12 protein-coding genes are annotated in these 14,301 nt (G+C 72.5%); 10 read left to right on the plus strand and 2 right to left on the minus strand.

What is annotated here, in order from left to right; translation table 11 throughout:
* Nucleotides 1–69: 69 nt before the first annotated feature.
* The 3 genes from STRNI_RS07165 (at nt 70) to ssgD (ending at nt 3,061) form a co-directional block, all read left to right on the plus strand.
* Nucleotides 70–588 carry a PH domain-containing protein gene (locus STRNI_RS07165; protein WP_277410761.1) on the plus strand — a complete coding sequence of 173 codons (519 nt, stop codon included), beginning with the start codon at nt 70–72 and terminating at the stop codon, nt 586–588.
* A complete protein-coding gene (locus STRNI_RS07170; RefSeq protein WP_381680783.1) occupies nt 585–2,216 on the plus strand; it encodes a PH domain-containing protein in 1,632 nt (543 codons plus the stop codon). Before STRNI_RS07165 ends, STRNI_RS07170 begins: the two co-directional genes overlap by 4 nt.
* Before the next feature lie 431 nt (nt 2,217–2,647).
* Nucleotides 2,648–3,061, plus strand: a complete 414-nt coding sequence (ssgD, locus tag STRNI_RS07175; RefSeq protein ID WP_018090564.1) for a spore wall synthesis regulator SsgD — start codon at nt 2,648–2,650, stop codon at nt 3,059–3,061.
* Nucleotides 3,062–3,158: 97 nt separating this feature from the next.
* Here the strand turns inward: ssgD and STRNI_RS07180 are convergent, their stop codons facing one another.
* Nucleotides 3,159–3,923: a polysaccharide deacetylase family protein gene (locus STRNI_RS07180; RefSeq protein WP_018090563.1), complete on the minus strand. Its 765-nt coding sequence runs from the start codon at nt 3,921–3,923 to the stop codon at nt 3,159–3,161.
* Nucleotides 3,924–4,074: 151 nt separating this feature from the next.
* Between STRNI_RS07180 and STRNI_RS07185 the strand changes: the two genes are divergently transcribed.
* The 4 genes from STRNI_RS07185 (at nt 4,075) to STRNI_RS07200 (ending at nt 7,553) form a co-directional block, all read left to right on the plus strand.
* Entirely contained in the window at nt 4,075–4,782 is a 708-nt protein-coding gene (locus STRNI_RS07185; protein ID WP_018090562.1) for a response regulator transcription factor, read from the plus strand.
* Nucleotides 4,779–6,377: a sensor histidine kinase gene (locus tag STRNI_RS07190; RefSeq protein WP_277410762.1), complete on the plus strand. Its 1,599-nt coding sequence runs from the start codon at nt 4,779–4,781 to the stop codon at nt 6,375–6,377. Before STRNI_RS07185 ends, STRNI_RS07190 begins: the two co-directional genes overlap by 4 nt.
* Complete coding sequence (locus tag STRNI_RS07195) at nt 6,374–7,027, plus strand: GerMN domain-containing protein (RefSeq protein ID WP_159485076.1); 654 nt, start codon at nt 6,374–6,376, stop codon at nt 7,025–7,027. The genes STRNI_RS07190 and STRNI_RS07195 overlap by 4 nt, the downstream gene beginning before the upstream one ends.
* A 124-nt stretch (nt 7,028–7,151) precedes the next feature.
* On the plus strand, nt 7,152–7,553 hold the full coding sequence (locus tag STRNI_RS07200) for a DnaJ family domain-containing protein (protein ID WP_266442734.1): 402 nt from the start codon (nt 7,152–7,154) through the stop codon (nt 7,551–7,553).
* A 62-nt stretch (nt 7,554–7,615) separates the two neighbouring features.
* Here STRNI_RS07200 and STRNI_RS07205 read toward each other — a convergent pair whose 3' ends face one another.
* Nucleotides 7,616–8,890: a DUF4185 domain-containing protein gene (locus tag STRNI_RS07205; RefSeq protein ID WP_277410763.1), complete on the minus strand. Its 1,275-nt coding sequence runs from the start codon at nt 8,888–8,890 to the stop codon at nt 7,616–7,618.
* Nucleotides 8,891–9,112: 222 nt separating this feature from the next.
* Here STRNI_RS07205 and mutA point away from each other — a divergent pair, with 222 nt between their 5' ends.
* From mutA to meaB, 3 genes are read left to right on the plus strand one after another with little or no spacing between them, the layout of a single operon-like run.
* A complete protein-coding gene (mutA, locus tag STRNI_RS07210; RefSeq protein WP_093645440.1) occupies nt 9,113–10,996 on the plus strand; it encodes a methylmalonyl-CoA mutase small subunit in 1,884 nt (627 codons plus the stop codon).
* Nucleotides 10,996–13,269, plus strand: coding sequence for a methylmalonyl-CoA mutase (scpA, locus tag STRNI_RS07215; RefSeq protein ID WP_202466029.1), 2,274 nt, complete (start codon nt 10,996–10,998; stop codon nt 13,267–13,269). Before mutA ends, scpA begins: the two co-directional genes overlap by 1 nt.
* A 10-nt stretch (nt 13,270–13,279) precedes the next feature.
* On the plus strand, nt 13,280–14,287 hold the full coding sequence (gene meaB / locus STRNI_RS07220) for a methylmalonyl Co-A mutase-associated GTPase MeaB (RefSeq protein ID WP_148589555.1): 1,008 nt from the start codon (nt 13,280–13,282) through the stop codon (nt 14,285–14,287).
* Nucleotides 14,288–14,301: the final 14 nt, after the last annotated feature.

Here is a 14,301-nt window from a genome sequence, read left to right on the forward strand (position 1 = left end):
TTACAAGTCGCTTGTACCGTTATAACGTACCGCTACTCAATACGCTTGACTTGGAAACCGGTGACCCTCATGCCCGAGCACGCCGCCCCACTGCTGCGACCACCCCGCCACCGTGTCGACCCCCGGGCCCGCCGCTGGTGGACGCTCCAGGCGCTGCTGACCCTCAGCGGCCCGATGCTGCTCACCGCGCTCATCATGGCGGTCCTGTCCCTGCTCTTCTTCCCGGGCGCGATGCCGTGGCTGGGCCCGTTGCTGCTGGTCGTGCTGGTCCTGCCGCCCCTCGGCTATCTCACGGTGATGCCGCGGTGGCGGTATGCGGTGCATGCCTGGGAGCTGGGCGGCCAGGCGGTCTACGCGGCGGGCGGCTGGTTCTGGCAGAAGCGGCGGATCGCGCCGCTGAGCCGGGTGCAGACGGTGGACACCGTGCGCGGGCCGCTCCAGCGGCGGTACGGGCTGGCGACGGTGACCGTCACCACCGCCTCGACCGCGGGCGACATCAAGATCGCCGGACTGTCCGACGCGGACGCCGAGGAGCTGTCCCAGCGGATCAGCGAGGCCGCACAGGACGTGCCGGGTGATGCCGCATGAGCACGCCACGGGAACCCGGTGCGCCCGGCATGCACCCGGGCGCGTCCGCCGGGTCCGGGCCCGATGCCCCTGTCGAGGAGACGCCGTGGCGGCGGCTGGATCCGCGCACCCTTCTCGTGCACTGCGGCTGGATGGCGGCACCGTTCGGTTCGCTGGCGCTGACGGCGCTGGCCACCGGGGGCCGGATCAGCATCGAGGCATGGATCACGCTCGCCGCCCTCACCGCCTCGTTCGCCGTCCTCACCACGCTCGGCCTCATCCGGTGGGCCCGTACGGACTTCCGTATCACCATGCCCCGGCCCGGCAGCGGACCGGGCGGCGCCTCCCCCACCTTCGATGTGCGGAGCGGGCTGCTGACCCGGCGGCTGCGCAGTGTGCCGCTGCACCGGATCCGTACCGTCGATCTCACCGCGACACCGATCCACCGGGTGCTGGGCGTCACCGTGTTGCGGGCCGGTACGGCGGGCTCGGGGGACGGCAGCAGTGAACTGTCCCTGGAGGCGCTCGCGGTTGCCGAAGCGGAGCGGCTGCGCACGGAACTGCTCGCCTACGCCGATGCCGAGGCGGTCGCGAACGACCCGGTGGTGGCCCGGATCAGCTGGCGCTGGCTGCGCTACGCACCGCTCACCTTCTGGGTCATCGGCGGGGTGTTCGTGGTGGCCGGAGGGGCCTACCGGGCCCTGGACGGCATCGGCATCGAGCCCTGGAAAATCGGCCTCGTCCAGCAGGCGTTCACCGAATTCGGTACCAGTGCGCTCTGGCTGACGATCCCGGCGGCGCTGCTCGCCATCCTCGCGCTCGGTTCGGTCGGCGCGGTCGTCCTGTACGTCGAGAACTGGTGGAGCTACTGCCTGGAGTGGACCGATTCACGCACGCTGCGGGTGCGCCGCGGGCTGCTCACCACCCGTGCGGTCACCATCGAACGGGCCCGGCTGCGCGGGGTGGTGCTGCGCGAACCGCTGCTGCTGCGGGCCGGCGGCGGCGCGCTGGTGCGTGCGGTGGCTGGCGGTCTGGGCAACCGCGAGGAGAACCGCAAGCGCAGCGGGCTGCTGCCGCCGGCGCCCCGCGCGGAGGCACTGCGGGTGGCGGGCGGCGCACTGCGCTCACCCTTCCCGGGAAGCGCGGCACCGGCGGAGCTGACGCCGCACCCCAAGGTCGCCCTGCGCCGGCGCCGGGTACGTGGGCTGCTGTTCGTGGTCCTGCCGGGCACCGCCGTCCTCGCCGGTCTCGGCGCGGCGTTCACTCCTGTCCTGCTGCACTGTGCATGGATCTACGCGGTGGTCACGACGGCGATATCTCTGTGGCTGGCCCGGGACGCGTACCGCAATCTGGGACACGGCCTGCAGGGCCCGTATCTGGTTGCCCGCTCGGGCACCTTCAGCCGCGACACCGTCGCCCTCCAGCGCGACGCCATCGCCGCCTGGACGTTCTCGACCTCGCCGTTCACCCGCCGGGCCGGTCTGGTCACGCTCACCGCGGCGGTCGCGGCGGGCGAGGACGGCTACCGCATCCCGGACCTCCCGGCCGCCGACGCCCCTGGCTTCGCCACGACGGCGGCCCCGGGAATCCTGGACGAGTTCCTGGTACACCCCGGGCCGGAACACGTTCCGGGACAGCGACTGCGGTAGCGGCAGGCCCCGGTCCGCGCGGGAACACACGGTGTTTGCCGGGCAGTTGGGACGCGGGTGGATACCACCGCTCACGACGGCCGACGCAGCCGACAGCCGGCCGTCGGCAGCCACACGGCAGCTGACGCCTACGCCTACAACGGCGGCCCGTCCACCGAGGACGGGCCGCCTTTCGCGTACGGGCCCGGACGGCCGCTTCGCCCCATGGCGTACCCGACGCGGTTCCGCAACTCCCGCACGGCGGCCGGGTGCAGAGCCGATGCCCGGCAGGGGGCCGCATGACCTGCACACACGCCGCGATGCGGCATGAATCAGCCACCGCCGCAACATGAGATACCTCACACCCGTGTCGCGTGCACGACGAGGCCGGGCACACCGTCCTACTGGACGAGTCTTTGCCCATGACCCGACAGCCGTGAGGGAGCAGCGCGATGAACCCCGTCATCGACCAAGCCGTCCAGGTCCGCCTCATCGCCACCGCCCCCGGCCCGCAGGCGGTTCCCGCGGTGCTGCACTATCAGCCCGCCGACCCGCTGGCGGTGCGGATGTCCTTCCCGCCGGAGATCTCGCTGGACGGCTCGGCGGTGGACTGGGCGTTCGCCCGCGAACTGCTCGACGAGGGGCTGCGGGTGCCGGCCGGGCGGGGCGATGTGCGGGTACGGCCGTCCGGTCCGGACCGCACGGTGATGGAGTTCCACGCGGACGAAGGCATCGCCATGGTCCAGTTGAAGACCGCGGACGTACGGCGGTTCCTCGCCCGCTCCTACGAGGCCGTACCCGCGGGCGCCGAGCCGGCCCACCTCGGTATGGAGCGCGGTCTCGCGGAGCTGTTCGGCGCGGCGTGAGACGGAGAGGGGGAGGGGCGGCGGTATCCGCTACCGCCGCCCCTGCCCCTGCCTCACCGATGCTGCCCGGCGCCCTGGGCGTGCCGGGACAGCACACCTAGCGCTTCGGGAACCCGAACCCGTACCCCTGCTGCTTCATCCACGGCAGCAGCCGCTCCAGCGAGTCGACGGTCCGGGAGCGGTCGCCGCCGCCGTCGTGGAACAGGACCGTCGGGCCGTTGGGGAGTTCGCCGCGCACCGTTGCCTCGATCATGTCGACGGTGCCGCCCTCGAAGTCCTTGCTGTCAACGTTCCAGCCCAGCGGCCGCATGCCGTGGTCCGCGGCCAGCTTCCGGCTGTAGGGCGTGAAGGCGCCGCCGGGGGCGCGGTAGTACTCGACCTGGGTGCCGCCCGCCGCTTCCTCGATCATCTTCTGGGCGTCGAGTATCTGCTGCGACTGGTAGCTCTCCGACTCGTGATCCATACCGGTGTTGTGGCTCATGGTGTGGTCGCAGAGCTTGTGCCCCGCGGCCACCACCTTCTTGACCAGGTCGGGGTGCGCCTTGGCCTGCGGGCCGATCATGCAGAAGACCGCTTTGACGTCATGCCGCTTCAGCACCTCCAGCACCTTCGGGGTCCAGACCGGGTCCGGGCCGTCGTCGATGGTGATGTTCAGGCTGCGGCCGGGGCGGTCCGAGGCGTGCACGATGGAGGGGTCGACCGGGACGACCCGGGGCGCCTTCTTGGGCTGCTCGGCGTTGTCCGCCGCGCTGGAGTCCGTGCCGGCCCCGGAGAAGACGAGCGCCCCCGCGGCCGCGAGTGCCACGACAGCCGCCGCGGCCACTCCGATGATGCCGCTCTCTTTACCGAAGCCCCGTGCCATCCCGAATCCCGTCCCTCGTACCGTGCTCGTGTGCGTTCCGACCGGCGGTGGGTGCTGCACTCGCACCGCCTTGCACCACGACAGATGCACCAGGGATCGAGCAGGCTGCTCCTGTTACGGATCCATCATGAAACTTATTGATACTGGACCCATGCCACGTGTACTTCTGATCGAGGACGACGCCGCCGTACGGGACGGAGTGACCCTCGCACTACGGCGGCGCGGCCACGAAGTGGCCGCCGCGGCCAGCGGCGAGGAGGGTCTCGATGTCCTGCCGGGTTTCCGTCCGGACATCGTGCTGCTGGATCTGATGCTCCCCGGCAAGGACGGCTTCGAGGTCTGCCGGCTGATCCGCGCCGACCGGCAGTTGCCGATCATCATGCTGACCGCCCGTGGCGACGACCTCGATGTGGTGCTCGGGCTGGAGGCCGGGGCCGACGACTACATCATCAAGCCGGCCCGCGGTGAGGTCCTCGAAGCCCGCATCCGTGCCGTGCTGCGCCGTACCGCACTGCCGGCCGACGGCACGCCGGCCGCCGCCGAGCCGGGCCCGGCCCCGGTCGAGACCTACGGCGAACTCGCCATAGACCGCGCCGGTCTGGTCGTCGGCAAGGGCGGCCAGGACCTGGCCCTGGCCCCCTCGGAGATGAAACTGCTGCTGTTCCTGTCCGCCACCCCCGGGCAGGTCTTCAGCCGCCAGCAGCTGCTGGAGCAGGTGTGGGAGCACAGCTACCACGGCGACGCGCGGCTGGTCGACGCCTGTGTCATGCGGCTGCGGACGAAGATAGAGGACACCCCGCGCAGCCCCCGTTACGTCCAGACCGTGCGCGGCTTCGGCTACCGCTTCGGACCCCTGTGAAGCGCCCCCGCCGCTGGGCGGACCTCCCCCGCCTCCGGCACGGGAACCCCCAGCTGCTGCGTGGACTACGGGCCCGGCTCGTCGTGGGATTCCTGGTGGTGGCCGCGGTCAGTGCGCTGACCACCGCGCTGCTGACCTACCAGGAGGCCCGTAACGCCATCCTCCAGAGCTCCCAGGACACCGCCGTCAACGATCTGCGGGCGCAGGTCAATTCGCTGGCGCCCGAGCTCCCGGTGCCGCCGGCCCAGGCGGACCTGGACTCCCTCCGGGTCCAGCTGGAGCGCTCCGGACAGCCGCGGGACTGGGACATTTCGGTGCGGTACCGCGGAATGCGGGACAGCGGCGCGGGGAGCACGCGGAGCAACCTCGTGATGCCGGCCGCCTTCACGAGTTCGGTGGAGAAGCGCCATGTACCGGTCTTCCAGCGTGTGACCCGCGACGGGAGTCCCTCCCTGCTGATCGGGATGCCGGTGCGGCAGACCGACGGCAAGGCCTCCGCGCTCTCCGTCTATGCCCAGGTTCCGCTGGACGACGAGGAGGCCAACATCGAGGCGCTGGTGGCCGCCGCCCAGCGGGGCGCGCTGCCGGTGCTGGTGCTGACCGTGATCCCGGCGCTGCTCGCCGCGCGCGGTGTGCTCCGGCCCGTACGGGGGCTGCGGCAGGCCGCCGGGCGGATCGCCGAGGGCAAGCTGGACACCCGGCTGGAGGTCAAGGGCGCCGATGAACTCGCCGATCTGTCCCGGACGTTCAACGACATGGCGGCCCGGCTGGAGGAGAGCATGGCCGAGCTGCGCCGGCTGGAGTCCAACGCCCGGCGGTTCGCTGCCGATGTGTCGCACGAGCTGCGGACACCGCTCGCGGCGATGACCGCGGTCACCGATGTGCTCGACGAGGACGCCGACTCCCTCGACCCCGACACCGCCTCCGCGGTCCGGCTGATCAGCCAGGAGACCGGGAAGCTGGCGCGGATGGTGGAGGACCTGATGGAGGTCTCGCGGTTCGACGCGGGGGCCGCGGCGCTCCATCTCGACGAGGTGGACGTCGCCGAGACCATCCGCAAGACCCTGCAGGCCAGGGCCTGGCAGAAGCGGGTGACGGCGGAGCTTCCGGCCGACGTACGGGCCCGGCTCGATCCGCGGCGGCTCGACGTGGTGGTCGCCAACCTGGTCGGCAATGCCCTGCACCACGGCGGCGAACCGGTCCGGGTGCGGCTGCACTCCCCGGAGCCGGACGCGGACCGGCTGCTGATCGAGATCTCCGACAGCGGGCCCGGTATCGACCCCGAGGTGCTGCCGCACGTCTTCGAGCGCTTCTACAAGGCGGACTCCGCCCGCGCCCGTTCGGAGGGCAGTGGCCTGGGTCTGGCCATCGCGATGGAGAACGTACGGTTGCACGGCGGCGTCATGCGCGCCGCCAACTCCCCCGAGGGCGGTGCGGTGTTCACGGTGGATCTGCCGCTGCGCCACGGCGAGCCGGCCGGGTCGGCGGCCGAGAGGGCGGCCGACCCGCCGGACGGCCCCTGGGCGGGCGAGGAGACCGCGGACGACAACCGGGACGGCACGCGTCCCGAAGCCGGAGAAGAGAACCACATATGAGCGCCACGAACGCCCTGAACGCCCTGCGTGCGGTGCGGGCCCGGCGGCTCGTCCTGGGCGGTGTGCTCACCGGGGCGCTGGCCGGCGCCCTCTCCGGGGCGCTGGCGGGCTGCGGTATCGCACCCACCGATGTCATCGACGCCGGCGAGCCCGCCACCGGAGTGAAGTCGCCGGGCCAGCCCGACGCCGATGTCCAGCTGTTCTTCTACGGGCCTTCCGGACTGCGCTCAGCGACCCGGCCGGCGAAGACACCGGCCGAGCCGGAGGAGGCCCTCCGACTGCTCATGAAGGGGCCGAACCACGCGGAGCGGATGCGCGGCCTGACCAGTGTGCTGCCGAAGTTCCTCGCCGCGCCGACCGCCGAGACCCGCGAGGGCGCCGTCGTGATCACCCTGCCGCTGGGCGTCGAGCTGCTGGACTCCGCCTCGCTGAACCAGCTGGTGTGCACCGCCGCCAACGCCCGGGTGCCCGGGGACAAGCCGCCGGGGCAGGTCACCGTGACGCTCGTGAGCAAGGCCGACAAGGTCGGCCCCATGGTGTGCGGCGGCAACAACGCCTTTCCCGTCGTCGAGCCGAGCCCGACCCGTCCCGCCGACGCGGGCGGGTCCGGGGCGGGCGAGGCCGGCAGGGAGCCGGACCCGACGGGCTGAACCGCCACGGGCCGCCCGTCGCGCCCCGGCTCCGCGTTACCGTGAAAGCAGGAACGCACCTTCCTGGCACGCCGCCCGGTGCGGACCGGCCGAAAGGTCCCTGAACCCTCGGGAGACGCACGCGATGACCGAGCGCAAACCCCCCGGTGTCACCTTCGAGACCTGGATCGACAAGCAGATCCGCGAGGCGACGGAGCGCGGCGACTTCGCCGGTCTCGCGGGCGCCGGCAAGCCCCTCCCCCACCTCGACCAGCCGTATGACGAGATGTGGTGGATCAAGGAAAAGATGCACCGGGAGCACCTCTCCTACCTGCCGCCGACCCTCGCCCTGCGCAAGGAGGCGGAGGACGCCCTGGAGGCCGCGGCCGCCGCTCCCACCGAGGCGGCGCTGCGCCGCATCCTGACGGCGGTCAATGAGCGCATCAGCGCGGCGCTCCGCACCCCCCTCGAAGGCCCGCCGCTGAACCTCGTGCCGTTCGACATCGACGAGGTGGCCCGCAAGTGGCGGGAGCAGCAAGGGAGTTGAACGACCGGAGGCCGACCGTCCGTCCGTCCGACCGGACCGTCCGCCGGACCGCGCGCCCCGGCTCACCGCCCGGCGGGGCCCATCCGGATCCGCAGGAACCGCGGCCGGTACAGATCCACATCGCCGTTGAGCCGGGGGTCGGCCGGGACGCCGGGCGGACCGAGCCAATTGATGTCGTAGCTGAGCACGAGCGCGCCGTCCGCGGTGAATTCGGGATGCGCCTGCGGGTTGTAGGCGGCGACGTACTGCGGGTCGGCGGCCGGCGGGCGGGGCGGGGTGAGCCGGCCGTTCGGCCCGTGCCAGGGGCCGTGGGGCGAGCAGGACCAGTAGCTGGTGAGGGACCGCATCCCGGCCGCGCCGCCGCCCCCGGTGTCCATGGTGATCAGCACCCAGGCGGGGCCGTCGCGGACGACGGTGAAGGCGCTGCCCACGCCGCGCCGGCCGCCGTCCCGCAGCACCGGCGCGGCCCGCCCGGCCCGCCGCTGCCAGTGGGCGCCGTCCCAGAACCGCCAGCTTCCGCGGTCCCCGAGCCGCCCGGCCGGGACCCGGGCGAGATAGGCGCTGGAGGCCGGTGACGAGGGCGGGTCGTCGCTGCCGAAGACATAGGTCCAGCCGCCGTCGCGGACCGCCGCCGCACCGTAGAGGACCCGCCGGCCCGGGTCCGCCGAGCTCGGGCCGACGGCCGGTGTGATGCCTTCCAGGCGCAGGCCGGGGAGCGAGAGCGTGGCGACCTCGGTGCCGCGCGGCACGCCGAAGATCCACGGTCCGGTGCCGGGGGCGCGGTTCCACAGCAGGACACGGACCACTTTTTCGGGCGATCCCGGGCTGCGGGGCTCCACGCTCGCGCGGACCGGCCAGCGCCAGCCGCCGCCGGGCGGGTCGGGGAAGAACGGTCCGGGGGCGGCCGCGGTGCCGCCGGTCAGGGTGCGCTCCAGGCGGCCCGAACGGGACATCACCACGGCGGAGTTGTGCCGCAGGAACGGGGTGCCGCCGGTGTCGGCGGTGCGCCAACGGCGGTTCTCCCCTTGCGGGTTGGGCGGCGCCTGGACGCGGTCGAGGAAGGTGTCGGAGAAGAGCCAGAGCGTCCGGCCGTCGGGGAGCCGCACCGAGTGGGTGCCGTCGCCGCCGGTCCAGTCGTCCGTCCGGGTGTTGTCATTGCCGTAACGGGCGAATTCCGCGGTATGCCGGGAATCGGCGGACCAGGAGGCGATCCGGCGTCCGGTGCAGTCCGCGGCGCGGCCGGGGGCGCCGGCCCGTGGAAGGGCCCAGAGGAGCGCGGCGACGGCCAGCAGCAGCGTGGCGGCGGTCACGGTGCGGGTCAGCGGCGCCTTGGGCATCGCGCTCCTCGGTCGGGTGCCGCGCCCACCGTACTGAACCTGCGCCGACGCCCCGGCCGAGGCGCGGCCCGTGGGTCACATGACGACTCCGCGCGATACGGGCGACCCGCCCCACCTGCCCCATCCGGCCCATGGATATCAACATTTCTGCGCGGTCAACGAGTGCAACGTCACAGCTGGAGCCCCTGCTCCAGCTAACGGTCGTTCGCCTAGCCTGCTGCCATGACCGCCGAGTCCCCCGAACTCCCCCTGGCCGCAGCCTTCCCGGATGCCGACCGCGCACAGTGGCAGCGCCTCGTCGAAGGCGTGCTGCGCAAATCGGGCGTCGCAGAGGCAACGGGCGCCGCCGCCGAGGACACGCTCGCCACCGATCTCCAGGACGGCATCCGCGTCCGCCCGCTCTACACCGCCGAGGACGGTACGGCCGCCCCGGGCCACCCGGGCTTCCCGCCGTTCGTACGGGCCGGCCGGCCCGAGGGCACGACCGTCGCCGGGTGGGACGTACGCCAGCGCCATGTCCACACCGATCCGCGGCGCGCCAATGAATCGGTCCTGGCCGATCTGGAGAACGGCGTCACCTCGGTCTGGCTGACCGTCGGCGACGGCGGGGTGCCGGTGGCCGGTCTGGAGCAGGCGCTGCAGGGGGTCTATCTGGACCTGGCCGCGGTGGTGCTGGACGCGGGTGCCGATTTCGCGGCGGCCGCCGAGGAGTTGCTGCGGCTGTACACCGCGTCCGGTGCGCCGGTGCGCGAGGCCGCCGGCTGCCTGGGCGCCGACCCGCTCGGTCTGCTGGCCCGTACGGGCGACGACGCCAAGCTGCGCGTCCAGTTGGAGTCGGCCGCCCGGATGGCCGCGCGCTGCTCCGCCGAGGCACCCGGTGTGCGGGCACTGGCCGTCGATGCGCTGGCCTACCACGAGGCGGGCGGTTCCGCCGCCGAGGAGCTGGGCACCTCGCTGGCCACCGGCGTCGCCTATCTGCGGCAGCTGACGGATTCCGGCCTCGGCATCGACGACGCCTGCCGGCAGCTGGAGTTCCGCTATGCCGCCACCGCCGACCAGTTCCTGACGATCGCCAAGCTACGCGCGGCCCGCCGGCTGTGGGCGCGGGTCGCCGAGGTGTGCGGGGCCTCCCCCGCCGCGTCCGCGCAGCGCCAGCACGCCGTCACCTCCACGGTGATGATGACCCGTCGGGACCCGTGGGTGAACATGCTGCGCACCACGGTCGCCGGGCTGTCCGCGGGAGTGGGCGGCGCCGACGCGGTGACGGTGCTGCCGTTCGACGCCGCCCTGGGCCTGCCCGACGCGTTCGCCCGCCGGATCGCCCGGAACACCCAGTCCGTGCTGCTGGAGGAGTCGCATCTGTCGAAGGTCATCGACCCGGCGGGCGGCTCCTGGTACGTGGAGAGCCTCACCGATGAACTGGCCCGTGCGGCCTGGGCGTGGTTCCAGGAGATCGAGGGGGCCGGCGGCCAGGCCGCGGCACTGCGCTCCGGGATGATCGCCGGCCGGCTGGCCGAGACCTGGGAGCGCCGTACCGAGGACCTCGCCCACCGGCGCGAACCGATCACCGGGGTCAGCGAGTTCCCGCACCTCGCCGAGCCGCCGGTGAACCGCGAGCCGGCGCCCGCGCCGATCGGCGGCGGGCTGCCGCGGGTGCGCAGGGACGATACGTTCGAGCGGCTGCGGTCGCGCTCCGATGCCCATCTGGCGGCGAGCGGCGCCCGCCCCAAGGTCTTCCTGGCCGCGCTGGGCCCGGTCGCGACACACACCGCGCGGGTGGCGTTCGCCGCCAATCTGTTCCAGGCGGGCGGCATCGAGACGGTCGCCGAACCCGCGCCGGTGGATGCGGAGTCGGTGGCCGAGGCGTTCGCCCGCAGTGGCGCGCGGATCGCCTGTCTGTGCGCGGGCGACGCGGTGTACGGCGAGCAGGGGGCGGCCGTGGCGGCCGCGCTGAAGTCGGCGGGGGCGCTGCGGGTGCACCTGGCCGGCAAGCCGCGCGGGCAGCGGGACGAATTGGTAGCGGCCGGTGTGGACTCCTTCGTCTTCACGGGCTGCGACGCGGTCGAGGTGCTGTCCTCGGCCCTGGATGTCATGGAGGTGGCGTGATGGAGGAGACGACGCAGCAGACGGGCGCCGTCGGCGGGCCGCCGCACGGTTCCTCGGCGCCCGAGGGCGCCATCCCGGACTTCAGCACGGTCGAACTCGGGGGCCCGGCCACCACGGACGCCGCCGGCGGGGCCGGGGAGTGGGCCGCGGCCGTACAGCAGGCCACCGGCAAGGGCGTGGCGGATCTGACGTGGGAGACGCCGGAAGGCATCGACGTCAAGCCGCTGTACACCGAGGCGGACCTCGACGGTCTGGACTTCCTGGGGACCTACCCGGGCATCACGCCGTATCTGCGCGGCCCGTACCCGACGATGTACGTCAACCAGCCCTGGACGATCCGGCAGTACGCGGGCTTCTCCACCGCCGAGGAGTCCAACGCCTTCTACCGGCGCAATCTCGCCGCCGGCCAGAAGGGCCTGTCGGTCGCCTTCGACCTGCCCACGCACCGCGGCTACGACAGCGACCACCCCCGGGTGACCGGCGATGTCGGCATGGCGGGCGTCGCGATCGACTCGATCTATGACATGCGGCAGCTCTTCGAGGGCATCCCGCTGGACAAGATGACCGTGTCGATGACGATGAACGGCGCGGTGCTTCCGGTGCTGGCGCTCTACATCGTGGCCGCGGAGGAACAGGGCGTACCGCCCGAGAAGCTGGCCGGGACCATCCAGAACGACATCCTCAAGGAGTTCATGGTCCGCAACACCTACATCTATCCGCCGCAGCCCTCGATGCGGATCATCTCCGACATCTTCGCGTACACCTCGCAGAAGATGCCGCGCTACAACTCCATCTCGATCTCCGGCTATCACATCCAGGAAGCGGGCGCGACGGCCGACCTGGAGCTGGCGTACACCCTGGCCGACGGGGTGGAGTACCTGCGCGCGGGCATCGCGGCGGGCATGGACGTGGACTCCTTCGCCCCGCGCCTCTCCTTCTTCTGGGCGATCGGCATGAACTTCTTCATGGAGATCGCCAAGCTGCGCGCGGCCCGGCTGCTGTGGGCGCGCCTGGTGCAGCGCTTCGAGCCGAAGAACCCCAAGTCCCTCTCGCTGCGCACCCATTCGCAGACCTCGGGCTGGTCGCTGACCGCGCAGGACGTGTTCAACAACGTCACGCGGACGTGTGTGGAGGCGATGGCCGCCACCCAGGGGCACACCCAGTCCCTGCACACCAACGCCCTCGACGAGGCCCTCGCGCTGCCCACCGACTTCTCCGCCCGTATCGCCCGCAACACCCAGCTGTTCCTGCAGCAGGAGTCGGGCACCTGCCGGGTCATCGACCCGTGGGGCGGCAGTGCGTACGTCGAGAAGCTCACCCACGATCTGGCGCAGCGGGCCTGGCAGCACATCGAGGAGGTCGAGGCGGCCGGCGGGATGGCCAAGGCCATCGACGCGGGCATCCCCAAGCTGCGGGTGGAGGAGGCCGCGGCCCGTACCCAGGCGCGGATCGACTCGGGGCGGCAGGCGCTGATCGGCGTCAACAAGTACCGGGTGGAGACCGACGAGGAGATCGAGGTCCTCAAGGTCGACAACTCCTCGGTGCGCGCCCAGCAGATCGAGAAGCTCAAGCGGCTGCGCGCCGAGCGCGACGAGGACGCCTGCCGGACGGCGCTGGAGGCGCTGACCGCGGCGGCCAAGTCCGGTGCCGGTGAGGGGCTGGAGGGCAATCTGCTGGCGCTGGCGGTGGACGCGGCCCGCGCCATGGCGACCGTCGGTGAGATCTCGGACGCACTGGAGTCGGTCTACGGGCGGCACTCCGGCCAGATCCGTACGATCTCCGGTGTGTACCGAGACGAAGCGGGCCCCTCCTCCGGTGTGGAGCGCACCCGGGCGCTGGTGGCCGAGTTCGAGCGCGCCGAGGGCCGCCGGCCGCGCATCCTGGTGGCCAAGATGGGCCAGGACGGCCATGACCGTGGCCAGAAGGTGATCGCCACGGCCTTTGCCGACCTGGGCTTCGACGTGGATGTCGGCCCGCTGTTCCAGACGCCGGCCGAGGTGGCCCGCCAGGCGGTGGAGGCGGACGTCCATATCGTCGGGGTGTCCTCGCTGGCCGCCGGTCACCTCACCTTGGTGCCCGCGCTGAAGGAGGCGCTGGCGGCGGAGGACCGCGAGGACATCACGATCGTGGTGGGCGGGGTGATCCCGCCGCAGGATGTGCAGCCGCTGCGGGACATGGGCGCCGCCGCGGTCTTCCTGCCCGGCACGGTCATCCCCGAGGCCGCCCACGATCTGGTGCGGGACCTGGCGTCGGTCCTCGGCCACGAGCTCTGAGCGGGGGGTCATGCCTGCGACGATCGATGTCGAACGGTACGCCGAGGGTGTCCGGGCGGGTTCCCGTGCCTGGATCGCCCGCGCCGTCACCCTGGTCGAGTCCACCCGCCCGGACCACCGGGCGGCGGCCCAGCGGCTGCTGATCGAGCTGCTGCCGTACTCCGGCTCGGCCCGCAGAGTGGGCATCAGCGGGGTGCCGGGTGTCGGCAAGTCGACCTTCATCGACGCGCTCGGCACACTGCTGACCGGGATGGGGCACCGGGTGGCGGTGCTCGCCGTCGACCCGTCCTCCAGCCGTACGGGCGGCTCCATCCTGGGCGACAAGACCAGGATGGAGCGGCTGGCGACCGACCCGGCGGCGTTCGTCCGGCCCTCCCCTACGTCCGGCACGCTGGGCGGGGTGGCACGGGCCACCCGGGAGTCCATCGTGGTGATGGAGGCGGCGGGCTATGACGTGATCCTGGTGGAGACGGTCGGCGTCGGCCAGTCCGAGACCACCGTCGCGGGCATGGTCGACACCTTTCTGCTGCTGACCCTGGCGCGCACCGGCGACCAGCTCCAGGGCATCAAGAAGGGCGTGCTGGAGCTGGCGGACCTGGTCTCCGTCAACAAGGCCGACGGCCCGCACGAGCGCGACGCCCGCTCCGCGGCCCGCGAACTGGCCGGTGCGCTACGGCTGTTGCAGCCGCCGGACGCGGCCTGGACCCCGCCCGTGCTGACCTGCAGCGCCCGCGAGGGCACCGGTCTGAAGGGCGTCTGGGAGCGGATCGAGCAGCACCGCACCCTGCTGGAGTCCACGGGGGCGCTGGCCGAGCGGCGCCGTACCCAGCAGGTCGACTGGACCTGGTCGATGGTGCGCGAGCGGCTGATCGACCGCCTCCAGGAGCACCCCGAGGTGCGCCGGCTGGGTCCGGAGGTCGAACGCGCGGTGCGCGACGGCGAGATCACCGCGACACTGGCCGCCGAACGCCTGCTGACGGCCTTCGGCCTGGCGGACCGGGCGCCGGGAGAGGCGTAGGGCCGGGCGCCGGG

Origin of the sequence: Streptomyces nigrescens, assembly GCF_027626975.1 — a bacterium.
Lineage (GTDB): Bacteria > Actinomycetota > Actinomycetes > Streptomycetales > Streptomycetaceae > Streptomyces > Streptomyces nigrescens.